The 23,179-nt window shown below is 69.6% G+C and carries 6 protein-coding genes and 1 pseudogene; all 7 read left to right on the top strand.

Annotated elements, in window-relative coordinates:
* Positions 1-3: 3 nt before the first annotated feature.
* Positions 4-759: a thioesterase II family protein gene (locus A9976_RS27725; RefSeq protein WP_183021646.1), complete on the top strand. Its 756-nt coding sequence runs from the start codon at positions 4-6 to the stop codon at positions 757-759.
* The gene (locus A9976_RS27720; RefSeq protein ID WP_183021645.1) at positions 737-1,426 is read left to right on the top strand and encodes a 4'-phosphopantetheinyl transferase superfamily protein; all 690 of its coding nucleotides are present in this window, start codon (positions 737-739) and stop codon (positions 1,424-1,426) included. The genes A9976_RS27725 and A9976_RS27720 overlap by 23 nt, the downstream gene beginning before the upstream one ends.
* The gene (locus A9976_RS27715) at positions 1,423-2,412 is read left to right on the top strand and encodes a TauD/TfdA family dioxygenase (protein ID WP_183021644.1); all 990 of its coding nucleotides are present in this window, start codon (positions 1,423-1,425) and stop codon (positions 2,410-2,412) included. The genes A9976_RS27720 and A9976_RS27715 overlap by 4 nt, the downstream gene beginning before the upstream one ends.
* A 20-nt stretch (positions 2,413-2,432) precedes the next feature.
* Positions 2,433-7,766: a non-ribosomal peptide synthetase gene (locus tag A9976_RS27710; protein ID WP_183021643.1), complete on the top strand. Its 5,334-nt coding sequence runs from the start codon at positions 2,433-2,435 to the stop codon at positions 7,764-7,766.
* Positions 7,766-12,427, top strand: a complete 4,662-nt coding sequence (locus A9976_RS27705) for a beta-ketoacyl synthase N-terminal-like domain-containing protein (RefSeq protein WP_183021642.1) — start codon at positions 7,766-7,768, stop codon at positions 12,425-12,427. Before A9976_RS27710 ends, A9976_RS27705 begins: the two co-directional genes overlap by 1 nt.
* 8 nt (positions 12,428-12,435) lie before the next feature.
* The gene (locus tag A9976_RS27700; protein WP_183021641.1) at positions 12,436-18,966 is read left to right on the top strand and encodes a non-ribosomal peptide synthetase; all 6,531 of its coding nucleotides are present in this window, start codon (positions 12,436-12,438) and stop codon (positions 18,964-18,966) included.
* Positions 18,966-23,179, top strand: a pseudogene (locus tag A9976_RS27695) (amino acid adenylation domain-containing protein); the annotation flags it as partial. The gene A9976_RS27700 and the pseudogene A9976_RS27695, both read left to right, overlap by 1 nt.

Below are 23,179 nucleotides of genomic sequence, written 5' to 3'. Positions count from 1 at the left end.
CGCATGCACGCGCCGCTGACCCTGCTGTGCCTGCCCTGCGCGGGCGCCAGTGCCACCATGTATCTGCGTTGGCGCAGGCTGCTGCCTCACTGGATTCGCATTGCGCCGGTGGAGTTGCCGGGGCGGGGAAGCCGGCTGGGCGAGCCTGCGGTCGAAGATTTCGGGCAGTTGGTCACGCTGCTGTGCGCCGAGCAGCGCCAGGCCATGCGCGGACGCTTTGCGCTGCTGGGCCACAGCATGGGCGCGCTGCTGGCCTTCGGTATCGCGCGGCAGCTGCGCGAGGACGGCCGCGAATTGCCGCTGGCCCTGATCGCCTCGGGCAGCCCGGCGCCAGCCTGCCGCGATCCCGAACGCTTTGCCGACAAGGGCGACGACGCCGCCCTGATTGCCGATCTGCGCAAGCAGGGCGGCACGCCCGAGGAGGTGTTTGCCAGCCCTGAACTCATGCGCATCACCCTTGATGTGCTGGGCGCCGACTACCGCGTCTGCGAGAGCTTCGCGCACACCCCTGCGCCGGGCCTGCCGCTGCCGGTCCATGTGCTGGCCGGGCGCCAGGACGACATCACGCCTGCGCGCATGCAGGCCTGGTCTCAGGAGGCCGCCGGGGCCTTCGCGCTGGACTGGTTCGAGGGCGGGCATTTCTTCATCAGGCAGCACGAGGGCGAGGTGCTGGCCGTGCTGGCCCGGCGTCTTGCCGAATGTTCGGCGGGATCACCGTCACTCCAGGGAGACTTGCATGCAGCTCGTGTCCGTGCATGAGGCCCTGTCCCAGGGCATCGAAGTCTTCAGGCTGGACCTGGACCTGATGGCCGAACTCAGCGACAGCCTGCCCCACCTCACGCCCGAGGAGCGCCGCCGCGCCGCGCGCTTCGTGCGCGCTGCCGACCGCCTGCGCTTTGCGCAGACCCGCGCTGCCGCACGGCGCCTGCTGGGCCGCAGGCTGGGCTGCTGCCCGGCCGACGTGCCGCTGGCGGTCGGCGTCCACGGCAAGCCCTTTGTGGACGAGGACCCGCAGCGGGCGCCCGTCTTCAACGTCTCGCATTCGGGCGTGCACGCGCTGATTGCGCTGGCCGACCCCTGCGGCGTGCTGCACCTGGGCGTGGACATAGAGCAGCACAAGCCCGACCTCGATGCCGAGGTCATGCTCGACGCCGTCTGCACCGACCAGGAGCGCGCCAGCGTGCGCTGCGCGCCCGATCGACTTTCGGCCTTCTACCAGCGCTGGGTCGGCAAGGAAGCCGTGCTCAAGGCCATTGGCATAGGCGTGACCGACCACCTGCGCTCCATAGGCATCAGTCCCGCAGGGGACGGACGGCTGGCCATTGCCTGCACCGTTCCCGAATGGAACCGTTTTCAAGCGATGGCGCTGCCAGCGCCGCCGGGCTACGCGGCAGCTCTTGCGTGGCGCACCAAGGAATCGACATGAACGAAACCCTCCAGCGCTTCGAGCGCAAGGCACCCGCCGGATCCCTGCTTCCCCAGCTCATCACGCCCGCCCAGCCGGGCCAGGACCTGCTGGCCGCGCTGCCGCCGCTGCGCCGCGACATCGACGAGGCCCTGCTGACCACGGGCGGCGTGCTGATGCGCGGCTTCGGCGTGCCCGATGTGGAGACCTTCCAGCGCTTCGCCTCGGCCTTCGGCCATCCGCTGCTCAAGTACGAATTCGCTTCCACGCCGCGCAGCGCGGTCGAGGCCTCCAGCGGCGCCGGCGTCTACACCTCCACCGAATACCCGGCCCACCAGAGCATTCCGCTGCACAACGAGCAGGCCTACACGCGCGAATGGCCCATGAAGATCTGGTTCCACTGCGTCACCGCCTCGCCCGAGGGCGGCGAGACGCCGATTGCCGACAGCCGTGCGGTCTACCGCCGCATTCCGGCGCGCATCCGCGAGCTGTTCGAGCCCGGAATCCTCTACGTGCGCAACTTCGGCGAGATGGACGTGCCCTGGCAGAAGGTCTTCAACACCGAAAGCCGCGCCGAGGTCGAGGCCTTCTGCCGCCATGCGCGCATGGACTGGGAGTGGAAGGAGGACGACGGCCTGCGCACGCGCCAGCTGTGCCAGGCCATGGAGCGCCACCCCGTCACGGGCGAGATGGTCTGGTTCAACCAGGCCCACCTGTTCCACATCTCGGCGCGCGAACCCGAGGAGCGCGAGGTGCTGGAGGAGATCTACGGCATCGAGAACCTGCCGCGCAACACCTTCTTCGCCGACGGCTCCACCATCGGCGACGACATCTTCGCCGAGGTGCGCGCCGCGCTGGATGCCGAGACCGTCAGCTTCCCCTGGGAGCAGGGCGACGTGCTGATGCTGGACAACATGCTCGTGGCCCATGCGCGCTCGCCCTTCAAGGGGCCGCGCAAGGTCATCGTCGCCATGGCCGAGCCGCGCAGCAATCTGGACCGTTTCTGAGAACCCGGGAGGCAGCTGACATGCTGAGTGGACAAAGTGCAATCGCGGCCGCAGGCCAGGCGCCGGCCAGCCTGGTCGAGCACCTGAGGGGCCTGGCGCAGCAGCGGCCCGACGACATCTGGCTCACCGTGGCCGCCGTGCAGGACGGCCGCGTGGTCGAGCGCAGCCACAGCTATGGCGAGTTCGACCGCCGCGTGCGCGCGCTGGCTGCACGGCTGCAGCAGCTGTGCCCCGTGGGCGCGCGCGCCCTGGTGATGATGGACAACGACGAGCACTACGCCGCCAGCATGCTGGCCTGCTTCTACGCGGGCGTGATCGCCGTGCCGGTGCCGCCGCTGGAGTCGCTGCGCGTGCAGCATCTGGAGCGGCTGCTGGGCATCGTGGGCGACGCGGACGCGGCCTGCGTGATCAGCACGGCCGAAGTGATGCAGGCCCTGCCCGGTGCCGATGCGCGCTTTGCAGGCATTGCCGCCGTGGCCGCCGATCAGGTGGACCTGGCCGATGCCGAGGCCTGGCGGCCCCATGTGCCGGCTGCCGACGACATCGCCTTCCTGCAATACACCTCGGGCTCCACCTCGGCACCCAAGGGCGTAATGGTCAGCCACGGCAACCTCATCGCCAACGAGGCCGCCATCCAGCAGCGCATGGACATAGGCGCGGGCGACCGCTTCATGTCCTGGGCGCCGCTGTACCACGACATGGGCCTGATCGGCGGCCTGCTGCAGCCGCTGTACAGCGGCCTGCCGCTGGTGCTGACCTCGCCGCGCCTCTTCCTGGAAAGCCCCGTGCGCTGGCTGGAGCTGATCTCGCGCCACCGCGCCACCATCAGCGGCGGCCCCGACTTCGCCTACCGCATGTGCCTGGAGCGCATCAAGCCGTCGCAGCTGGCGCAGCTGGACCTGTCGAGCTGGCGGCTGGCCTACACGGGCGCCGAGCCCGTACGTGCCGACACCGTCACGGCCTTCGCGCAGCGCTTTGCCGCCTGCGGGCTGCGGCCTGACGCGGCCTATGCCTGCTACGGCCTGGCCGAAGCCACCCTGTTCATCACCGGCGGCAGCTGCGGCGCGGGCGCCACGATCACGTCCTTCGATACCGAGGCCCTGGCGCAGGGCCGGGCCGAGGAAAGCTCCGGCGCCTCGCAGACCACCCCGCTGGTGGGCTGCGGCCCTGCCGTTCCCGGGCATGCTGTGGCCATCGTCGATCCGCACAGCCTGCAGGTGCTGGAGCCCGGCCGCGTGGGCGAGATCTGGGCGCACGGCCCCAGCATCAGCCAGGGCTACTGGGGCAAGCCGCAGCAAACGCAGCAGGCCTTTGTCGAGCATGCAGGCCGGCGCTGGCTGCGCACGGGCGACCTGGGCTTCGTGCACGGCGGGCAGGTCCATGTGGCGGGCCGCATCAAGGACCTGATCATCGTGCGCGGGCACAACCTCTACCCGCAGGACATCGAGCGCGTGGTCGAGGCCGAGGTCGAAGCCGTGCGCAAGGGGCGCGTGGCCGCGTTTGCGGTGGAGGGGCCTTCGGGCGAGGGCATAGGCGTGGCCGCCGAGATTTCGCGCGGCCTGCAAAAGCTGGTGCCGCGAGAGGCTCTGGTTGACGCGCTGGCTGCCGCCGTGGCCACGGCCTTTGGCGAGGCGCCGGCCGTCGTGGTCCTGCTGGAGCCTGGTGCCCTGCCGCGCACATCGAGCGGCAAGCTCCAGCGCCAGGCCTGCAAGAAGGGCTGGGCGCAGCGCAGCCTGGATGCCTATGCGGTCTGGGAGCATGGTGCCTTCGTGGACGCAACGGAATCTGCAGCGAACGACGGTGCAGACCTGTCCGCCCCGCCACGCGATGCCACCGAGACTGCGCTGGCCGTTCTCTGGTGCGAGGTGCTGCGCCGCGCCGAGCTGCCTGCGGGCGATCCGCATTTCTTCCTGCTGGGCGGCAACTCCCTATCGGCCGTGCAACTGGCTGCACGCGTGTCGCAGCAATGGGGCGTGGACTTTGCGCCAGGCCTGGTCTTTGACCGGCCCCGGCTTTCGGCCTGCGCGGCGGCACTGCGCGAACTGCAGGCGGCCGGCGCGGGAACGGGCACGCCCCGTCCTGGCCCTGTGGCGCGCGGCCCTGGTGCAAGCCAGCCCCTGTCCCACGCCCAGCAGCGGCAGTGGTTTCTCTGGCACCTGGATCCTGCGGGCACGGCCTACCACGTGGCGGTGGAGCTGCAGCTGGGCGGCACGCTGGATGCGCAACGGCTGCACACGGCCCTGGAGCACCTGGTGGCACGCCACGATGCGCTGCGCACCGTGTTCCTGCCTGACGCCGACGGGTCGGCCCGGCAGCATGTGCTGGATAGCGGCGGCCTGGAGTTCCAATGGCTGGACCTGGGCTGCGAGCCGCGGCGTGCCGCTGAAGAGGCACGCCGCCTGCACGCCAGGCCCTTCGACCTGGGCCAGGGCCCGCTGCTGCGCGCGCTGCTGATGCGGCTGGCGCCGGGCGACCACCGCCTGGTGCTGGTCATGCACCACATCGTGTCCGACGGTGTATCCCTGCAGAACCTGATGGACGAACTTGCGCAGCAATACCTCCATCTGGGTGATGCGGCGGCCGCCGCCGAGCCCGCTGCCCCCGCATTGCAATACGCCGACTACGCCGCCTGGCATGCAGCCTGGCTGGACGGCGGTGTGCGCGAGCGGCAACTGGCCTACTGGCGCGGGCAACTGGGCAGCGAGCATCCCGTGCTGGCCTTGCCCAGCGACCGGCCACGCGCCGCCGTGGCCCGCTACTCGGCTGCCCGGCATGGCTTCGCGCTGCCTGCGCCGCTGGTGGACGCGTTGCGCGCGCGTGCCGCCGAAGCCGGCTCCAGCCTGTTCATGGTGCTGCTGGCAGGCTGGCAGGCCGTGCTGCACCGCCATACCGGCCAGCAGGTGCTGCGCCTGGGCGTGCCCGTGGCGGGCCGCCAGCATGCGGGCACGCAGGGCCTGATCGGGTTCTTCGTCAACACCCTGGTGCTGCAGGCCGAGGTCGATGGCCGCACCCCGCTGGCCCGGGTGCTCGCCGCAGCACGGCACGCCACGCTGCAGGCCCAGGCCCACCAGGACCTGCCTTTCGAGCAGCTGGTGGAGGACCTGCAGCCCCAGCGCAGCCTGGCGCATCCGCCGCTGTTCCAGCTGCTGTTCAACCATGTGCATGAGGATTTGCGCGGCTTCGAGCGCATGACGGGCTGCACGGCCGAAGCGGCTGCCGTGCCCGGAGGCACGGCGCAGTTCGAGCTGTCCCTGGAAGTGCGTGAACGCGCAGGCGGCGCCGTGCGCGTGGGCATGGACTATGCGGCCGAACTGTTCCTGCCCGCCACCATGGAGCGCCTGGGCCAGCACTATCTGCGCATGCTCGAGGCCCTGGCCGATCACCCCGAGGCGACTGTGGGCGAGGTGGATCTGCTGTCGGAGGAAGAACGTGCCGAGCTGGTGGCCTGGCAGTCTGGGCAGAGCGGGCAGGGCGGCCATGCCGTCCCCGAGCTGGTCCATGCCGCCTTCGAGCAGCAGGCGCGCCGCAACCCGCAGGCCACGGCCCTGGTCTTTGGAGAAGACTCCTGGAGCTATGACGAACTCAATGCGCGCGCCAACCGCCTGGCCCACCATCTGATCGCACTTGGTGTGCGGCCCGAAGTGCAGGTCGGCATTGCCATGGAGCGTTCGCTGGACATGGTGGTCGGCCTGCTGGCCATCATGAAGGCTGGTGGCGCCTATGTGCCCATGGACCCCGAGCACCCGGCCGAGCGCCTGCGCCACATGGCCGACGACAGCGGCATCGGCGTGCTGCTGACCCAGTCGGGCCTGGTCGCAAGGCTGCCGCTCGCGCTGCAGCCGCTGTGCCTGGCGGTGGACTCCATCGATCTGGCCGGCCTGCCAGCACATGACCCGGCTGTCGCCCTGCACGGCGAGAACCTGGTCTACGTCATCTACACCTCGGGCTCCACCGGCCTGCCCAAGGGCGCGGGCAACCGCCACCGCGCGCTGTGCAACCGCCTGGCCTGGGGTCAGCAGCACCAGCCACTGGCCGCGCAGGACACCGTGCTGCAGAAGACGCCGTTCAGCTTCGACATCTCGTTCTGGGAGTTCTTCTGGCCGCTGTCCACAGGCGCCCGGCTGGCGCTGGCAGGGCCCGGGGAGCATCGCGATCCTGCGCGCATCGCGGCCCTGGTCGAGCGCCATGCCGTCAGCTGCATCCACTTCGTGCCGTCCATGCTGCAGGCCTTTCTGTCCAGTGGCCATGCCCCGTCCTGCACGGGCCTGAAGCACATCGTCTGCAGCGGCGAGGCCCTGCCGGCCGAGTTGCGCGACCGCGCACTGGCCTTGCTGCCGGGAGCCCGCCTGCTCAACCTCTACGGGCCGACCGAAGCCGCCATCGAAGTCACCTACCACGACTGCCGCGAGCCCGGCCCGCAGGCCGTGCCCATCGGGCGGCCGCTGGGCAACGTGCAGGTGCATATCGTCGACGCAGGCCTGCTGCCGGTGCCGCGCGGCGTGGCCGGCGAGCTGCTGCTGGGTGGCCTGGCGCTGGCGCGCGGCTACTGGGGCCGGCCCGCGCTCACGGCCGAGCGCTTTGTGGCCAGCCCTTCGGCGCTGGCGGGCGAGCGCGCCTACCGCACGGGCGACCTCGTGCGCTGGAACGAGCAGGGTGAGATCGAATACCTGGGCCGACTGGACCACCAGGTCAAGATCCGCGGCTTCCGCGTGGAGCTGGGCGAGATCGAGGCCGCCCTGCTGGCCGTGCCAGGCCTGCGCGAGGCGGTGGTGGTCGCAGACTCTGCCGAAGGCGGCAGCCGGCTGGTGGCCTACCTGGCCGGTGAAGGTGCCGCGCTGCAGGACCTGGCGGCGCTCAAGGCGCAGCTGGCGCGCAGCCTGCCCGACTACATGGTGCCCTCCCTTTTTGTGCGCCTGGACGCGCTGCCGCTCAACAGCAACGGCAAGGTGGACCGCAAGGCGCTGCCTGCACCCGTGCATCAGTATTCATCGGGCGGCGGCGCGCAGCCGTTCGAGGCACCCGAAGGCGGTGTGGCCGAGACCATTGCCGCCATCTGGCGCGAGCTGCTGCAGCTCGAACGCATAGGCGCCAACGAGAGCTTCTTCGACCTGGGCGGGCATTCGCTGCTGCTGATACGCGCGCACCGGCGGATCGAGGATGCGCTGGGCAGCGGGCTTTCCGTGATCGACATGTTCCAGCACCCGACCGTGGCCACGCTGGCGCGCTGCATCGAGGCGCAGCGCGGCGCGGGGGCGGCCCAGGAAGGGCTGAAGGACCAGCAGGCCGACGCGCGCGCCCAGCGCCGCCGCGCCGCGTTGCTGGGCCGCCGTGGCCTGACCGAGGAGGTGAATTGATGCGTACCCAGAATGCGGGCTACAGCGGCGTGGAGATCGCCATCATCGGCATGGGCGGACGCTTCCCGGGCGCGGACAGCGTGGACGCGCTGTGGCGCAACATCCTCGAAGGCCGCGAATCCGTGACCGCCTTCAGCGACGAGGCCCTGCGCGCCCAGGGCACGGAACAGGCCCTGCTGGACGATCCCGCCTGCGTGAAGTCCGGCGTGATGCTGGAAGGCCTGGACTGGTTCGATGCCGGTTTTTTCGGCTACACGCCGCGCGAGGCCGGCCAGATCGATCCCCAGCAGCGCGTCTTCCTCGAATGCGCCTGGCAGGCGCTGGAGCATGCGGGCTATGACGCCGAGCGGCTGGACGTGGCGGCCGGCGTGTTCGCGGGTGCGGGCGCCAATCTCTACCTCATGCGCCATCTCCTGGGACGTGCCCAGTGGAGCGGCGGCATCGCCGAGCTGATCGCCCTGCTCAACGGCAACGCGGCCGACGCCCTGTGCACGCGCGTGGCCTACAAGCTCAACCTGCGCGGCCCGGCCGTGACCGTGCAGACGGCCTGCTCCACCTCGCTGGTGGCCGTGCACATGGCCTGCCAGTCCTTGCTGGGCATGGAGTGCGACATGGCCCTGGCCGGCGGGGTCTGGCTCAACCTGCTGCAGGGCGCGGGCTACCTGCACCAGCCGGGCGCCATTCTGTCCTCGGACGGCCATTGCCGAGCCTTCGATGCGCGCGCCGATGGCACCATGCTGGGCAGCGGCGCGGGCGTGGTCGTGCTCAAGCGCCTGGACGAGGCGCTGCGCGACGGCGACACCGTCCATGCCGTGATCCGGGGCAGTGCCGTGAACAACGATGGCGCGCGCAAGATCGGCTACAACGCGCCCAGCGTGGACGGCCAGGCCGAGGCCATACGCGCCGCCCAGGCCATGGCCGGCGTCGAGCCCGCTTCCGTGGGCTATGTCGAGGCCCATGGCACGGGCACCACGCTGGGCGATCCCATCGAGATCGCGGCGCTCACCCAGGCCTTCGGCGCGGCGGGAGGACTGACGGGGCGTGCGCCCGGGCACTGCGCCCTGGGATCGGTCAAGACCAATGTGGGGCATCTGGATGCCGCAGCCGGCGTGACCGGCCTGATCAAGGCCGTGATGGCGCTGCGCCACCGCACCCTGCCGCCCAGCCTGAACTTCTCCACGCCCAACCCGCGCGTGGACTTCGCTGGCAGCCCCTTCCGCGTCCAGACCACGGCGCAGGACTGGCCTGCCGGCCCGCTGCCCCGGCGTGCCGGCGTGAGTTCCTTCGGCATGGGCGGCACCAACGCGCATGTGGTGCTGGAGGAAGCTCCGGCCACGCTGCCGGCCGTTCCATCGGAAAGCGCAGGGCGGACCCCCCAATTGCTGCTGCTGTCGGCGCGTACGCCGCAGGCGCTGCAGGCCTCGGCCAGCCGGCTGGCCAGCCATCTGGCTCAGCACCCGGGCCTGGACCTGGCCGATGTGGCCCACACGCTGCGCGTGGGCCGCAAGCGCCATGCGCACCGGCTGGCCGTGCTGGCCCATGGCGTGCCGCAGGCCATCGAGGCGCTGGACCACCCGGCGCCCCTGGTGCATTTCACGGGCAGCGCGCTCTCGCCCCAGCCCGGCCTGGCCTTTCTGTTCCCGGGCCAGGGCGCCCAGCACGCGGGCATGGCGCGCAGCCTGCATGCGCAGGAGCCGGTGTTCCGCGACATCGTGGACCGCTGCTGCGAGAGGGTGAGGACGCAGACCGGCATGGACCTGCTGCCTTGGCTGCTGGCGCATGCCGACGATGCCCAGGCCGCGCAGGCGCTGGCGCGCACCGAGGCCACGCAGCCCGCGCTGTTCATCGTCGAGTACGCCATGGCGCGGCTGTGGATGTCCTGGGACCTGCAGCCCGAGGCCATGCTGGGCCACAGCATCGGCGAGTACGTGGCGGCCTGCATCGCCGGAGTCTTCTCGCTCGACGATGCGCTGGACCTGGTGGTCGCGCGCGGTCGCATCATGCAGGCCACCGAGCCCGGCGCCATGCTGGCGGTGGGCCTGCCTGAGACTGCGCTGCAGCACTGGCTGGGCCGGGGCTGCGATCTGGCCGCCGTCAATGCGGCCGATCTGTGCGTGCTCTCGGGCCGGCCCGACGCCATTGCGGCCGCCGAGCAGGCCTTGGCCGGCACGGGCGTGCTGCTGCGCAGACTGCAGGTGTCGCACGCCTTTCATTCCGCGCTGCTCGATCCCGTGCTCGACGCCTTCGCGCAGAAGCTGGCCGGCGTTCGATTCAACCGGCCTGCCATGGCCTTCATCTCCAACCTCAGCGGCCGCTGGATCCGCGACGAAGAGGCCCAGGACCCGCGCTACTGGCTGCAGCATCTGCGCGGCACGGTGCGCTTTGCGCAGGGCCTGGACACGCTGCTGGACCCAAGCGACCGCATCCTGCTGGAAGTGGGCCCGGGCCAGGGCCTCGGCGGCCTGGCCCGGCGCCATCCCAAGGCTGGCGCACGCACCGTGCTGGCCTCGCAGGCAGCCGCCAACCGCGAGGAGTTGCAGGCCGACCAGCCCGCGCGCTGCCTGGCCCAGCTCTGGACGGCGGGCGTTGACGCGGCCAAGGCACCGCTGCTGAACAGCGCACAGGGCGCGCGCCGCGTGCCCTTGCCCGGCTATCCGTTCGAGCGCGAATCGCACTGGGTTGCCGCCACGGTGCCGGCCTCTGAGGCATCTCCAGCCTCTCCTGCTGCCCTTTCCGGAACCGATCCCCTGGACTGGCTGTATGCGCCCGTCTGGCAACGATCCGCGCCTGTGGCATGCGCCGCCACGGCCGCGGCGGGCGGCTGCATGCTGCTGCTGGCCGAGGCCGGATCGGCACTGGCCGAATCCCTGGTGCAGGCCTGGTTCGCCACCCAGTCCGTGCCCGTGGTCCGCATCGAACCGGGTCTGCGCCATGAACGCCTGGGGCCTGCCCGCCATGCGCTGCGCATGACCGAGCGCAGCGACTGGACGCGCGCCCTGGGGCAGATAGCGGCCGAGATCGGCCTGGTAGCCTGCATCTGCGATCTGTGGAGCCTGGGCACGCTGGATGACGCACAGGCGGCCGAGCGCTGCCTGCTCGGCCCGCTGGCCCTGGCCCAGGCGCTGGAAGCGATGCCCGCCGTGCGCGCAGGCGGTGGGCTGCAGATGCTGCTGGTCACGGACGGGCTGGAGGACGTGACAGGAACCGAAGCCCTGCAGCCCGCCAAGGCCATGCTCCACGGACCCTGCCTCGTGATTCCGCAGGAGCTGCCGGGCATGGCCTGCCGCATCGTCGATGTGCTGCTTGTGCACAGCGAGCAGCCCGATGGGGCGGCCGCGCTGGCGCGGCGCATCCTTGCCGAGTTCAGCGAGCCCGCACCGGCCTGCGTGGCCCTGCGCGGCCCGCACCGCTGGACCCGGCGCTACGAGCGCATTGCGGGGCAGACGGCACCCGCCGTCACGCCAGCTGCGCCAGCCACCGCGCCGCGCCTGCGCCGTGGCGGCTGCTATCTGATCACGGGCGGCCTGGGCGGCATGGGGCTGGCGCTGGCCCGGCACCTGGCCGAGCACTGGCAGGCCCGGCTGGTGCTGCTGGGCCGCTCGCCGCTGCCTGAACGGGGTCAGTGGCAGGCACTGGCGCAGGATGCGCAGACCGAACCTGCGCTGCGTGCCCGGCTGCAGCAGTTGCTGGAGCTGGAACGGCTGGGTGCCCAGCTGTGCACGGTGCAGGCCGATGTGGGCAGCAAAGCCCAGCTGCGCACTGCGTTGGAGCAGGCGCAGCGCGCGTTCGGCGAAATTCATGGCGGCATCCATGGCGTCATCCACGCCGCCGGCCTGGCCGGAGACGGCATGCTCGCGGGCAAGCGGGCACACGAGGTGATGCAGGTGCTCGCGCCCAAGCTCCAGGGCACGCGGGCCTTGCTGGCAGCCCTGGACGGGCAGCCGCTGGACTTCATGCTGCTGTGCTCCTCCCTGTCCGCCGTGGCGGGTGGCCTGGGCCGCATCGACTATGCGGCCGCCAACGCCTGCCTGGATGCGCTGGCCGTGGCCCATGGCCGCACGGCCGGCTGGCCGCTGATTTCCGTGGGCTGGGACGGATGGCGCGGCGTGGGCATGGCGGCAGGCACGTCCATGCCCGAAGGTGTGGGCATCGCACCGGAGCAGGGCGCGCACCTGTTCGAGCACATCCTGGCCAGCCCTGTGCAGTCCCATGTCTGCGTGTCCACCACCGACCTGGAGACGCGCCGCCACGCGGACCTTGCCAAGTTGCTGGACCAGGCCCTGCCCGCAGCAGCGACAACGGCAGCGACGGCCGGGCCTGCGCCCGCCCAGGCGCGGCCCGGTGGCATGGCCGGCTTCGCGGCGCCCGAGGGCGACCTGGAGACCGGTCTGGCCGCGCTCTGGAGCGGCTTCCTGGGCGTGGCTCCCGTGGGCGCCGAGGACAACCTTTTCGAACTCGGCGGCGACTCGCTCATGGCCATACAGCTGCTGGCGCGCGTGCGCCAGGCCTATGGCGTCGAAATCCATCCTGCGGCCTTGCTGCGCACGCCCACGGTGCGACGCCTGGCCGAACTCGTTGAAACCCGGCTGATCGAGGAAATCCAGGCGCTGGACGCACAAGCCGAGCCCGCCCCGACCAGCGCATCGCCGCTTTATTCGTGAAGATCGCCATGACAGCACCGCAAGATATTCAGTCCCTGCGCGCCCGGCTCAGCCCCGAGCAGCGTGCCCAGCTCGATGCCCGCCTGCGCGGCGGCGGCAGCCCGGCCGTGCGCGCTGGCCAGGACATTCCACGCCGCGATCCGGCCAGCCCGGCCCTGCTGTCCCATGCCCAGCGCAGCCTCTGGCTGACCTGGCAGCTGGCGCCCGACAGCCCGGCCTACAACCTGGCCGGCAGCCTGGACATGGAAGGCCCGCTGGACGTGGCGGCGCTGGCGGCCGCGCTGGGCGACCTGGTGTCGCGGCACGACATCCTGCGTACGCGGATCACGGCCGGCGACGATGGCCAGGCGGAGCAAGTGGTGCAGCCGATGGAGCCGGTGCAACCGGACGGGGCCACGTCACTGCAAATGCCTGTGGTCGATCTGCCGGCGCAGGCCGCGCTGGAGGACGCATTGGCCGGCTTCGCGCAGACGCCTTTCGCCCTTGACCGCCAGGCACCGCTGCGCGCCTGCCTGTACCGCCTGGGGGCGCAGCGCCACGTGCTGGCGCTGTCGCTGCACCATATCGCTGCGGACGGCTGGTCGCTGCGCATCCTGATTGACGAGCTGCTGCACTGCTACGAGGCCCGGTTGCGCGCGCAGCCCCCCGCGCTGGCGCCCATGCCCATCCAGTTCGCCGACTACGCAGCCTGGGAACGCCAGCGCCTGGACGGTGGCGAGCGAGAGCGCCAATTGCGCTACTGGCGCGATCGCCTGGGCCAGGAACACGCGCCGCTGGAGCTGCCCCTGAGCCATGCGCGCGGCGCCGTGACCGGCGCGGCCGAGGGCCGGTACCGCTTTGTCTGGTCCGCCGAGCTGTCCGACGCAGTGCGCGCGCTGGCGCGGGCGCGGGGCGCCTCGCTGTTCATGGCCATGACGGCCTTGCTGGATCTGTTGCTGTACCGCCTGAGCGGCCAGCGCCGCATCCGCGTGGGCACGCCCATTGCCAACCGGGGCAAGGCCGAGACGCATGGGCTGATCGGCTATCTGCTCAACCTGCAGGTGCTGCAGGTCGATGCCGCACCGCAGATGGGCTTTGGCGAACTGCTGGAACAGGTGCGCCAGGCCGTGCTGGATGCGCAGCAGCATGCCGACCTGCCGTTCGACATGCTGGTCGAGGCGCTGGCGCCCGAGCGCCTGCCGGGCGTGCATCCGCTGTTCCAGGTCAAGTGCACGCAGCAGGACGCCATGGAGCGCGAGCGCAGTGCCGCCGGCCTGCGCGTGCGCATGCAGACACTGACGGCAGGCCAGGCGCATTTCGACCTGAGCCTGGACTTCACCGACCGGGCCGAGGGCATCGAATGCGTGTTCATCCACGACACGGGCCTGTTCGATGCGCAGCGCATCGCCGTCTTCGCGGACAGCCTGACCCGCTGCGCGCAGCAGGTGGTGGCTGCTCCCGATGCAGCACTGGCAGCCATTGCGCTGGCCGACCCGCCTGACCCGAACGCCGTGCCACATCCCGCTGAGTCGCAGGTCGCAACAGTGCTTGCGCTGTGGAACGCCTCGGTGGCGCGCCAGGGCCAGGGCATGGCGCTGCGCGCCGAATCGCGCACCGCATCCTTCGCGCAGCTGGACCGTGCGGCCAACCGCCTGGCCGCGCAGCTGCGCGCGCAGGGCCTGCGTCCGGAAACCCGCATCGGCGTACTGGCGCCGCGTTCGCCCGAGATGGTGCTGGGCATGCTGGCCGTGCTCAAGGCCGGCTGCGTCCATGTGCCGCTGGACCCCGAGCTGCCGGCCGAGCGCCTGGCCTGCCAGCTGGACGACTGCGGCGCCCGCCTGCTGCTGGCCGCGCAGCCCGCGGCGTGGCAGCCGGCGATTCCCGTCTGGCCGCTGGCACTCTCCGACGACACCGAGCCTGAAGGCACCGCGCTGGAACCCGTCACGCTCCACCGCGATCAGGCCGCCTACCTCATCTACACCTCGGGCTCCACCGGCCAGCCCAAGGGCGTGGTGATCAGCCACGGCGCGCTGGCCAACTATGTGCAGGGCGTGCTGGCGCGGCTGGACCTGCCGGCCAGTGCCTCCAGCATGGCCATGGTGTCCACCGTGGCCGCCGACCTGGGCCATACGGTGCTGTTCGGCGCGCTGTGCTCTGGGCGCCTGCTGCACCTGATCGCCCCCGAGCGCGTCTTCGATCCCGATGCCTTTGCGGACTACATGCACACGCACCAGGTCGATGTGCTCAAGATCGTGCCCAGCCATCTGCAGGCCCTGCTGAATGCTGCCCGGCCCGAACAGGTCCTGCCACGCCATTGCCTGGTGCTGGGGGGAGAGGCCACGGGCTGGGCGCTGGGCGCGCAGATCGCCGCACTCAGCCCGGGTACCAGGGTGCTCAATCACTACGGCCCGACGGAGACCACCGTGGGAGTACTGACACAGGAGGCCGCCGCAGGCGCTCGCGAGGCCGCCACGGTCCCGCTGGGCAAGCCATTGGGCAATGGCCGCGCGCATGTGCTGGACGAATGGCTGAGCCCGGTTGGCCAGGGACTTGCCGGAGAGCTGTACCTGGGCGGCCAAGGCCTGGCGCGCGGCTACCAGGGCAGGCGTGGCCAGACCAGCGAGCGCTTTGTTGCTGATCCCTGGTGCGCAGGCCAGCGCCTGTACCGCACGGGGGACCGCGTACGGCAGCTCGTCGATGGCAGCTTCGAGTTTCTGGGCCGGCACGACGACCAGATCAAGCTGCACGGTTACCGCATCGAACTCAGGGAAGTTGCCCAGGCGCTGCAGGGACTGCCCGGCGTTGCGAGTGCCGAAGCCATCGTGCGCGAGGCCCAAAGCGGACAGCAGCGCCTGCTGGCCTATGTCGTCGCTCAAGAAGGACAGGTGCTCGATATCGCCGCGCTGCGCGAACTCCTGTCGCGTGCTTTGCCGACCTATATGCTGCCCGCAGCCATCGTGCAGCTGCCCCAACTGCCGTTGACCATGAACGGCAAGATCGACCGGAATGCCCTGCCGGAGCCTGCGCCGGAGTCCGTTGAAGGCGCTGGCCATGAGGCGCCGGTGGGAGCGGCCGAGCAGGCGCTGGCTGCGGTGTGGGCAGAGGTGCTGGGGCGCGAGCACATCAGCCGCAGGGACAACTTCTTCGAGATTGGAGGAGACTCCATCCTCGCTCTCAAGGTGGTGGCCAAGGCACGCAAGCGTGGGCTCAGACTGGTACCCAGGCAATTGTTCGAGCAGGTCAGCCTGCAGCAGCTGGCCGCCATGCTGGAGTCCTCACCGCCTGCTCAGCAGGCCACGGCGGCAGGTGCGAATCAAGCCAAGGAAGAGTCCATTGCGGTGCTGGAGGCGGCGCTGCGCAGCCAGCCGCTGCTGCCATCGCATGCCCAACTGCGCCAATGGTTCCTCTGGCAGCTGGATCCGCACAGCAGTGCCTACCACATCGCAGGCGCGCTGAAACTGGCGGGAGCGTTGGATCTGCCAGCCCTGCGCCTGAGCTTCGACGAGCTTGTGGCGCGCCACGAATCGCTGCGCACGGTGTTCCGTGCCGATGCCCAGGGCCAGGTGTGGCAGCACATCCAGGCGCCAGCGGAACTGCCCGGCTCCGCGATGCCGCTGATCGATTTCTCGACCTTGCCCGAGAACCGGCGCGATGCCGCCGTGCGGCAAGAGGCAATGGGCATCATCGCCGCGCCCTTCGATCTGTCCCGGGGGCCGCTGCTGCGGCTGGCGCTGATCCGTGTGACGCCACAGGCACATGTGCTGGTCGTGGTCATGCACCACATCGTCTCGGACGGCTGGTCCATGCAAATCATCGTGGACGAGTTCGCTCAGCGTTACTGCGCACGTCTTCAAGGGCAAAGCCTGAAGCTTGCCCCGCTGCGCCTGCAGTACGCGGATCATGCAGCCTGGCACCGGGGCTGGCTGCAGGGCGGCGAGGGGGAGCGACAACTGGCTTACTGGAAGAGCAGGCTGGGCAGCGAGCATCCCGTCATGCAATTGCCCACGAGCCAGCCACGCCGCGCAGGTGTCCGCTACCGCGCTGCACAGCATTCCATCGCGCTGTCCGCCGAGCGGGTGCAGGGCCTGCAGCGCAGGGCCCAGGCCCAGGGCATGAGCCTGTTCATGGTGATGCTGGCAGGGTTCCAGGCGCTGCTGCATCGCTATACCGGCCTGCAGGACATCCGGGTCGGCGTGCCCACCGCCAACCGGCACAGGGCAGAGAGCCAGGGCATCGTGGGTTTCTTCGTCAACACCCAGGTGATGCGCGGGCAGTTGCACGGCCAGATGACGCTGTCCGAGTTGCTGATCCAGGCCCGGGATGCCGTGGCGCAGGCCCAGGAGCACCAGGACCTTCCCTTCGAGCAGTTGGTGGAAGCGCTGCAGCCGCAGCGCAGCCTGAGCGTCAGTCCCCTGTTCCAGGTGATGTTCAACCACCAGAGAAAGGGCCGCCAGGTGCTGGAGCAGCTTCCCGGGCTGCGGTTCGAGGGCTATCTGGACATCGAGAGATCGACCATATTCGAGTTCATGCTGGACACGGTCGAGTGGGAGGATGGCCGCCTCAGCGCGCAGTTCAGCTATGCACAGGAGCTGTTCGAAGCTCCCATGGTCGAGCGGCTGGCGCGCAGCTTCGACCAGTTGCTGGCGACGCTGGTGGAAAGGCCCGGGGCGCGGCTGTCCGAGATCGACATCCTCGGCGCTGCCGACCTCCGAAATCTCGATGCGTGGAGCCGTGCAGGCGGGCAGGGGGCCAACCCTGGCTGTCTTGTGCAGATGATCGAGGGCCAGGTGCAGCGGCAGCCGCATGCGATCGCCACCGAATGTGCGGGAGAAAGCCTCAGCTACGGCGAGTTGAACCTCCGCGCCAACCGCCTGGCCCATCTGCTGATACGCAAGGGCATGGGGCCTGAGCGCCGTGTCGCCGTGGCCTTGCCGCGCGGCATTGATTCAGTGGTGGCCTTGCTGGCCATCCTCAAGTCGGGCGCCGCCTATGTGCCGCTGGACCTGGACTACCCTGCGGACAGAATCGCCGTCATGCTGGAAGACAGCCGGGCCGATGTCTTCATCCATAACGCGGATATGGGCGCCGCGCTTTCGGGCACCTTTGAAGGGCTGCCCGGCATCGACCTGCGCCGCGTGGTGTGGGCCCAGTTGCCACAGGGCAACCCGTCCGTCGCGTTGAATGCGGACAGCCTGCTGTACATCCTGTTCACCTCAGGCTCCACCGGGCGTCCCAAGGGCATTGCCATGCGGCACGGCGTGCTCTCTCAACTGGTCGCATGGCAGATCACCCGGATGCCGGGATCGGCACGAACGCTGATGTTTGCCTCGCCTTGCTTCGATGTGGGCTACCAGGAGGTCGCCGTGGCCCTCTGCTCGGGCGCCACCCTGGTCCAGACGGATGCTGACCAGAGAAGGGATTTCTCGTTGCTGCTGGCCTTGATGGAGGATCAGGCCGTGGAGCGCGTCTACCTGCCCTATGCCGTGCTCCAGCTGCTGGCCGAAGCGGCGCTGCGCCTGGACAGGCGCCTGCCCGCGCTGCGGCAGATCATCACGGCGGGCGAGCAGCTCAAGCTGACCGAGGAGCTGGCGGCCTGGCTGCGGCGCCTGCCCCGATGCCGGTTGTTCAACCAGTACGGTCCCACGGAAACCCACGTGGTCAGCAACTCGTACGTGGACGCTGGCGACGGCCGCATGCTGCCACCCATAGGCACGCCCGCGTCCACGGCCATCCTGCGCGTGCTGGACGACAGCCTGCAGCTGGTGCCGCCGGGCGTGGTCGGCGAGCTGTATCTGGGTGGTGCGCTCGCCAGAGGCTATGTGGGGCGTCCCTCGCTCACGGCGCAGCGCTTTGTGGCGGACCCGCTGGACGGCCATGCCGGGCGCCTGTACCGGACGGGGGATCTGGCGCGTTGGGATGAGCAAGGCCAGCTCGAATACCTGGGGCGCGTCGATCACCAGGTGAAGATCCGCGGCTTTCGCGTGGAGCCCGGCGAGGTGGAGGCGGCCCTGCTGGCGCTGCAGCCGGTGCGCGAGGTCGTCGTCGTGGCGCAGCAGCTGGCGAACTCAAGCCGGCTTGTGGCCTACGTCGTCGCCCATCCTGGGGCTGCTGTGGATGCCGCTGCGCTGCGTGAAGGTCTGCGGCAGTCCTTGGCCGACTACATGCTGCCTTCGGCCTTTGTCGAACTGCAGGCGCTGCCCCTGAATGCCAATGGCAAGGTGGACAGATCCAGGCTGCCCGATCCCGCTGTCGTCTCGTCGACCACCCATGAGGAACCGTCTGGAGATACCGAGCAAGGGCTGGCGCGGATCTGGTGCGAACTGCTGTCGGCGGAGCGTGTGGGCCGCAGGGACAACTTCTTCGAGTTGGGCGGCCATTCCCTGCTTGCTGCGCAGATGGTGGCACGCGTGCAAAGCACCCTGCATACCAGCCTTGCCGTCAAGGACGTGTTCGAAGCTCCCGAGCTGGCCGCCATGGCCGCTCGCATTGCCACCTCTGGTGATCAGGATGTGAAGTTCCGCGAGATCGCCTCGTTTATCGACAGTCTGGAGAACGTTTGATGGGTCTCGATCAAGTGCGGTATGTGGCGGAAAAATTCGCCGGGCTTTCCGATGACAAGCGCCGCCTTGTCTACCAGCAGCTCAGGGCGCAAGGGCTGTCTCCCGGACAATTTCCCATCCTGCCGCGTGGCTCGCAGGCGCGTGGCGAATGTGTGGCCTCGGCAGCCCAGGCACGGCAGTGGTTTCTGTGGGAGCTGGATCCTCGGAGCACGGCTTACCACCTGGCGGGCGTGATGCGGCTGGAGGGGCAATTCGATATCGAGGCGGCAAGAGCAGCACTGTCCGGCGTGGTGCAGCGCCATGAGTCGCTGCGCACGGTGTTCAGGATGGGTGAACAGGGCCAGCTTCAACAGCTCATCCGCGAACAGGCCGAGATAGATTTCAGCTGCCTGGACCTCGGCGCGTCGGGCCAAGCCCACGCACAGCAAGCCGAAGTGCAGCGCATCTGCAGCCAACCGTTCGATCTGGCCCGGGGGCCGCTGCTGCGTGCCGTGGTGTTGCGGCTTGCTCCCGAGGCGCATCTATTCGTGGTGGTCATGCACCATATCGTTGCCGATGGCTGGTCGCTGCAGATCGTGGTCAACGAATTTGCCCAGCGCTATCGGGCCTTGGTCCGGGGCGAGGCTGTGGCCCTGGCGCCGTTGGCGGTGCAGTATGCCGACCATGCGCTGTGGCAGAGAAGCTGGCTGGACGCAGGCGAGGCCGACCGGCAACTGCTGTACTGGCAACAGCAGCTGGGCGACAAGCACCCGGTTCTTGAGCTGCCGGCAGACTGGCAACGAAGGAGTGACGGACGCTACCAGGCGGCGCGACACGGCCTGGTCCTGTCCGTCGACCTGGTGCAGCGGTTGCGTGCGCTGGCTGATCGGCATGGCGCCAGCCTGTTCATGGTGCTGCTGGCAGGATTCCAGGCATTGCTGCACCGCCACACCGGCTGCGAGGATATCCGGGTGGGAGTGCCCATCGCCAACCGGCACCGGGTGGAGACCGAAGGCCTCGTCGGCTTTTTCGTCAATACCCAGGTGTTGCGCGCCAGACTGCACGGGTCCATGCCATTCAGGCAACTGCTTAACCAGACCCGCAAGGTGGCGCTGGAGGCCCAGGACCACCAGGACCTGCCTTTCGAGCGGCTGGTGGAAGCCCTGCAGCCCGAGCGCAGCCTGGGCAGCAGCCCTCTGTTCCAGGTGATGTTCAACCATCTGCGCGAGGACTACCGGGCGCTGCAGCAACTGCCAAGCCTGAAGGCCGAACTCTGCGACACCGGCGACAAGGCGGCACAGTTCGAGTGGATGCTGGAGACCACGGAGCGGCCCGATGGCAGCGTGCATGCAAGGTTCAGCTATGCGCGCGAGCGCTTCGAGCCCTCCCGCATCGCACGGCTTGCGGACCATTGGGTTCATATGCTGTCGGTATTCGCAGACCGGCCGGACTGCTGGATGGGATCGGTCGATCTGCTGCCTGCAGCGGAGACGACACAGTTGCATGCGCTGGCCCGAGCAACGCATGTGCAGGGGGATATTCAGCCCCTGCACCAGCGGATGCAGCATTGGGCCCGGCGCTGCCCTGGTGTCCCGGCGCTGGCATTCGGGCAGCAATCCCTGACCTATGCCGAACTCGACGCCCGGGCCAACCGCCTGGCCCACCGCCTGATCGCCCTGGGCGTGCGCCCCGAGACGCGCGTGGGCATTGCCATGCAGCGTTCGGTGGAGATGGTGGTGGGCCTGCTGGCCATTCTCAAGGCCGGCGGCGCCTATGTGCCGCTGGACCCGGACTACCCTGCCGATCGCCTGGCGCACATGGTGCAGGACAGCGGCATTGCTCTGGTGCTCACCCATTCGTCGGTGCGTGAGCGCATTCCCGGTGCTGCTGCGCTGCAGGTGCTGGAGATCGACACGCTGGACCTGTCGGGCGAGCCGGGCATCGACCCGCAGGTCGAGGTGAGCCCGGACAGCCTGGCCTATGTGATCTACACCTCGGGCTCCACGGGCCGCCCCAAGGGTGCGCAGCTGAGCCACCGCAACGTGGCGCGTCTGCTCGATGCCACCGATGCCTGGTTCGGCTTCGGCCCTGGCGATACCTGGACGCTGTTCCACTCCTACGCCTTCGACTTCTCGGTCTGGGAGATCTTTGGCGCGCTGTGCACGGGCGGGCGGCTGGTGGTGGTGCCGTACTGGGTCAGCCGCTCGCCCCAGGACTTCCTGGCCTTGCTGCGTGCCGAGCGCGTAACGGTTCTCAATCAGACACCTTCCGCCAGGTGGTCTTCGGCGGCGAGGCGCTGGAGCCCGAGAGCCTGAGGCCGTGGTTCGACCGCTTTGGCGACCAGGGCCCCAGGCTCATCAACATGTACGGCATCACCGAGACCACGGTGCATGTGACGTACCGGCAGATCACCAAGGCGGATTTGGACGGTGGCCGCAGCCCGGTGGGCGTGGCGATTCCGGACCTGGGCCTGTACGTGCTCGATGGCAGCCTGAACCTGCTGCCGCAGGGCGTGGCCGGGGAGCTGTTCGTGGCAGGCGAGGGGCTGGCACGTGGCTATCTCAACCGTGCAGGACTCAGTGCCGAGCGCTTCATTGCCAATCCGTTCAGCGAAGCAGGCGAGCGCCTGTACCGCACAGGCGACCTGGTGCGCTGGAGCGCCCAGGGCGAACTCGAATACCTGGGCCGGGCGGACCAGCAGGTCAAGATCCGGGGCTTTCGCATCGAGCTGGGCGAGGTGCAGTCGCAGCTGCTGGCCCAGCCCGAGGTGCGCGAGGCGGTGGTGCTGGCCAAGGAGGGGCCTGGCGGTGCACGGTTGGTGGCCTACGTCTCGTTGAACGAAGACTTGGAAGAAGGGATGCTCAGAGGCCGCCTGGGCCAGTCCCTGCCCGACTACATGGTGCCCTCGGCCATCGTCGTGCTCGATGCCCTGCCTTTGACGGCCAACGGCAAGGTGGACCGCAGGGCGCTGCCCGAGCCGGAGATGGCGAGTGCGCAGGAATACGAGGCGCCGCAAGGCGAGCTGGAGGAGACGCTGGCGAAGATCTGGGCCGAGGTGCTGGGCGTGGAGCGCGTGGGCCGGCAGGACGGCTTCTTCGAGCTGGGCGGGCATTCGCTGCTGGCCCTGGGCCTGCTGGAGCGCGTGCGCGCCCAGGGCCTGTGCGTGCAGGTGCGCACGCTGTTCCAGCATCCGAGGCTGGCGGAGTTTGCGCAGGCGGTGGAGCAGGGTCAGGGCCAGACCAATGGCGAGATCGACGTGCCGCCCAACCTGATCCCCGAAGGCTGCGCGGAGATCACACCGCAGATGCTGACCCTGGTGGAGCTGGATGCCCGGGAGATTGCGCGCATCACGGCCGGGGTGCCCGGCGGTGCAGCCAACATCCAGGACATCTACCCGCTGGCACCGCTGCAGGAGGGCATGCTGTTCCACCACATGCTGGACACGCAGCACGATGCCTACGTGACCTCGCACGAGCTGCTGTTCGACAGCCGCGAGCGGCTGGAGCACTTTGCGGCCAGCTTCAATACCGTGATTGCGCGGCACGACATTCTGCGCACGGCGGTGCTGTGGGAGGGGTTGCGCGAGCCGGTGCAGGTGGTATGGCGGCAAGCGGTGCTGCAGCTGCGGTGGCTGGAGGGCGTGCATGCGCTGCCCCAGGCGCATCGCATCGATGTGCGCCAGGCGCCCATGATCGACGGCTTTGCTGCACCCGACGGGCAGCGCTGGCGGCTGCGCCTGTACACCCACCACATGGTGGACGACAACACCACGCTGAAGCTGGCTGTCAGGGAGATAGGGCTGGTGCAGCAGGGCCTGCAGGCCCAGCTGCCCGAGCCGGTGGCGTTCAGGCGCTTTGTGGCGCAGGCGCGGCTGGGAGGCAGCAGGGCCGGGCACGAGGCGTTCTTCAGGCAGATGCTGGCAGATGTGCAGGAGCCGACGGCGCCGTACGGGTTGCTGGATGTGCGCGGGGATGGCTCCGAAGTGCAGGAGGCGCGGTTGGAGCTGGATGCGGGGCTTGCGCGGCGCATCCGGGAGCAGGCGCGCAGCCATGGGGTGAGCGCGGCGGCGCTGTTCCATCTGGCCTGGGCGCTGGTGGTGGGCAGGACCACGGGGCGGGAGGATGTGGTGTTCGGCACGGTGCTGTTCGGGCGCATGCAGGGGCAGCGGGATGCGGGCCGGGCGCTGGGGATGTTCATCAACACCTTGCCGATCCGCATCCGGCTGGGTGTGCAG

It is taken from the genome of Delftia sp. UME58 (assembly GCF_014170385.1).
Lineage (GTDB): Bacteria > Pseudomonadota > Gammaproteobacteria > Burkholderiales > Burkholderiaceae_C > Comamonas > Comamonas acidovorans.
The sequence above is the reverse complement of the archived record's forward strand: the minus strand, read 5'-3'. Positions and strand labels throughout refer to the sequence as shown.

Excerpts from the sequence above, each read along its gene's own strand:
- A9976_RS27725 (WP_183021646.1), top strand. The coding sequence starts at position 4 with ATGCACGCGCCGCTGACCCTGCTGTGCCTGCCCTGCGCGGGCGCCAGT.
- A9976_RS27720 (WP_183021645.1), top strand. The coding sequence starts at position 737 with ATGCAGCTCGTGTCCGTGCATGAGGCCCTGTCCCAGGGCATCGAAGTC.
- A9976_RS27715 (WP_183021644.1), top strand. The coding sequence starts at position 1,423 with ATGAACGAAACCCTCCAGCGCTTCGAGCGCAAGGCACCCGCCGGATCC.
- A9976_RS27710 (WP_183021643.1), top strand. The coding sequence starts at position 2,433 with ATGCTGAGTGGACAAAGTGCAATCGCGGCCGCAGGCCAGGCGCCGGCC.
- A9976_RS27705 (WP_183021642.1), top strand. The coding sequence starts at position 7,766 with ATGCGTACCCAGAATGCGGGCTACAGCGGCGTGGAGATCGCCATCATC.
- A9976_RS27700 (WP_183021641.1), top strand. The coding sequence starts at position 12,436 with ATGACAGCACCGCAAGATATTCAGTCCCTGCGCGCCCGGCTCAGCCCC.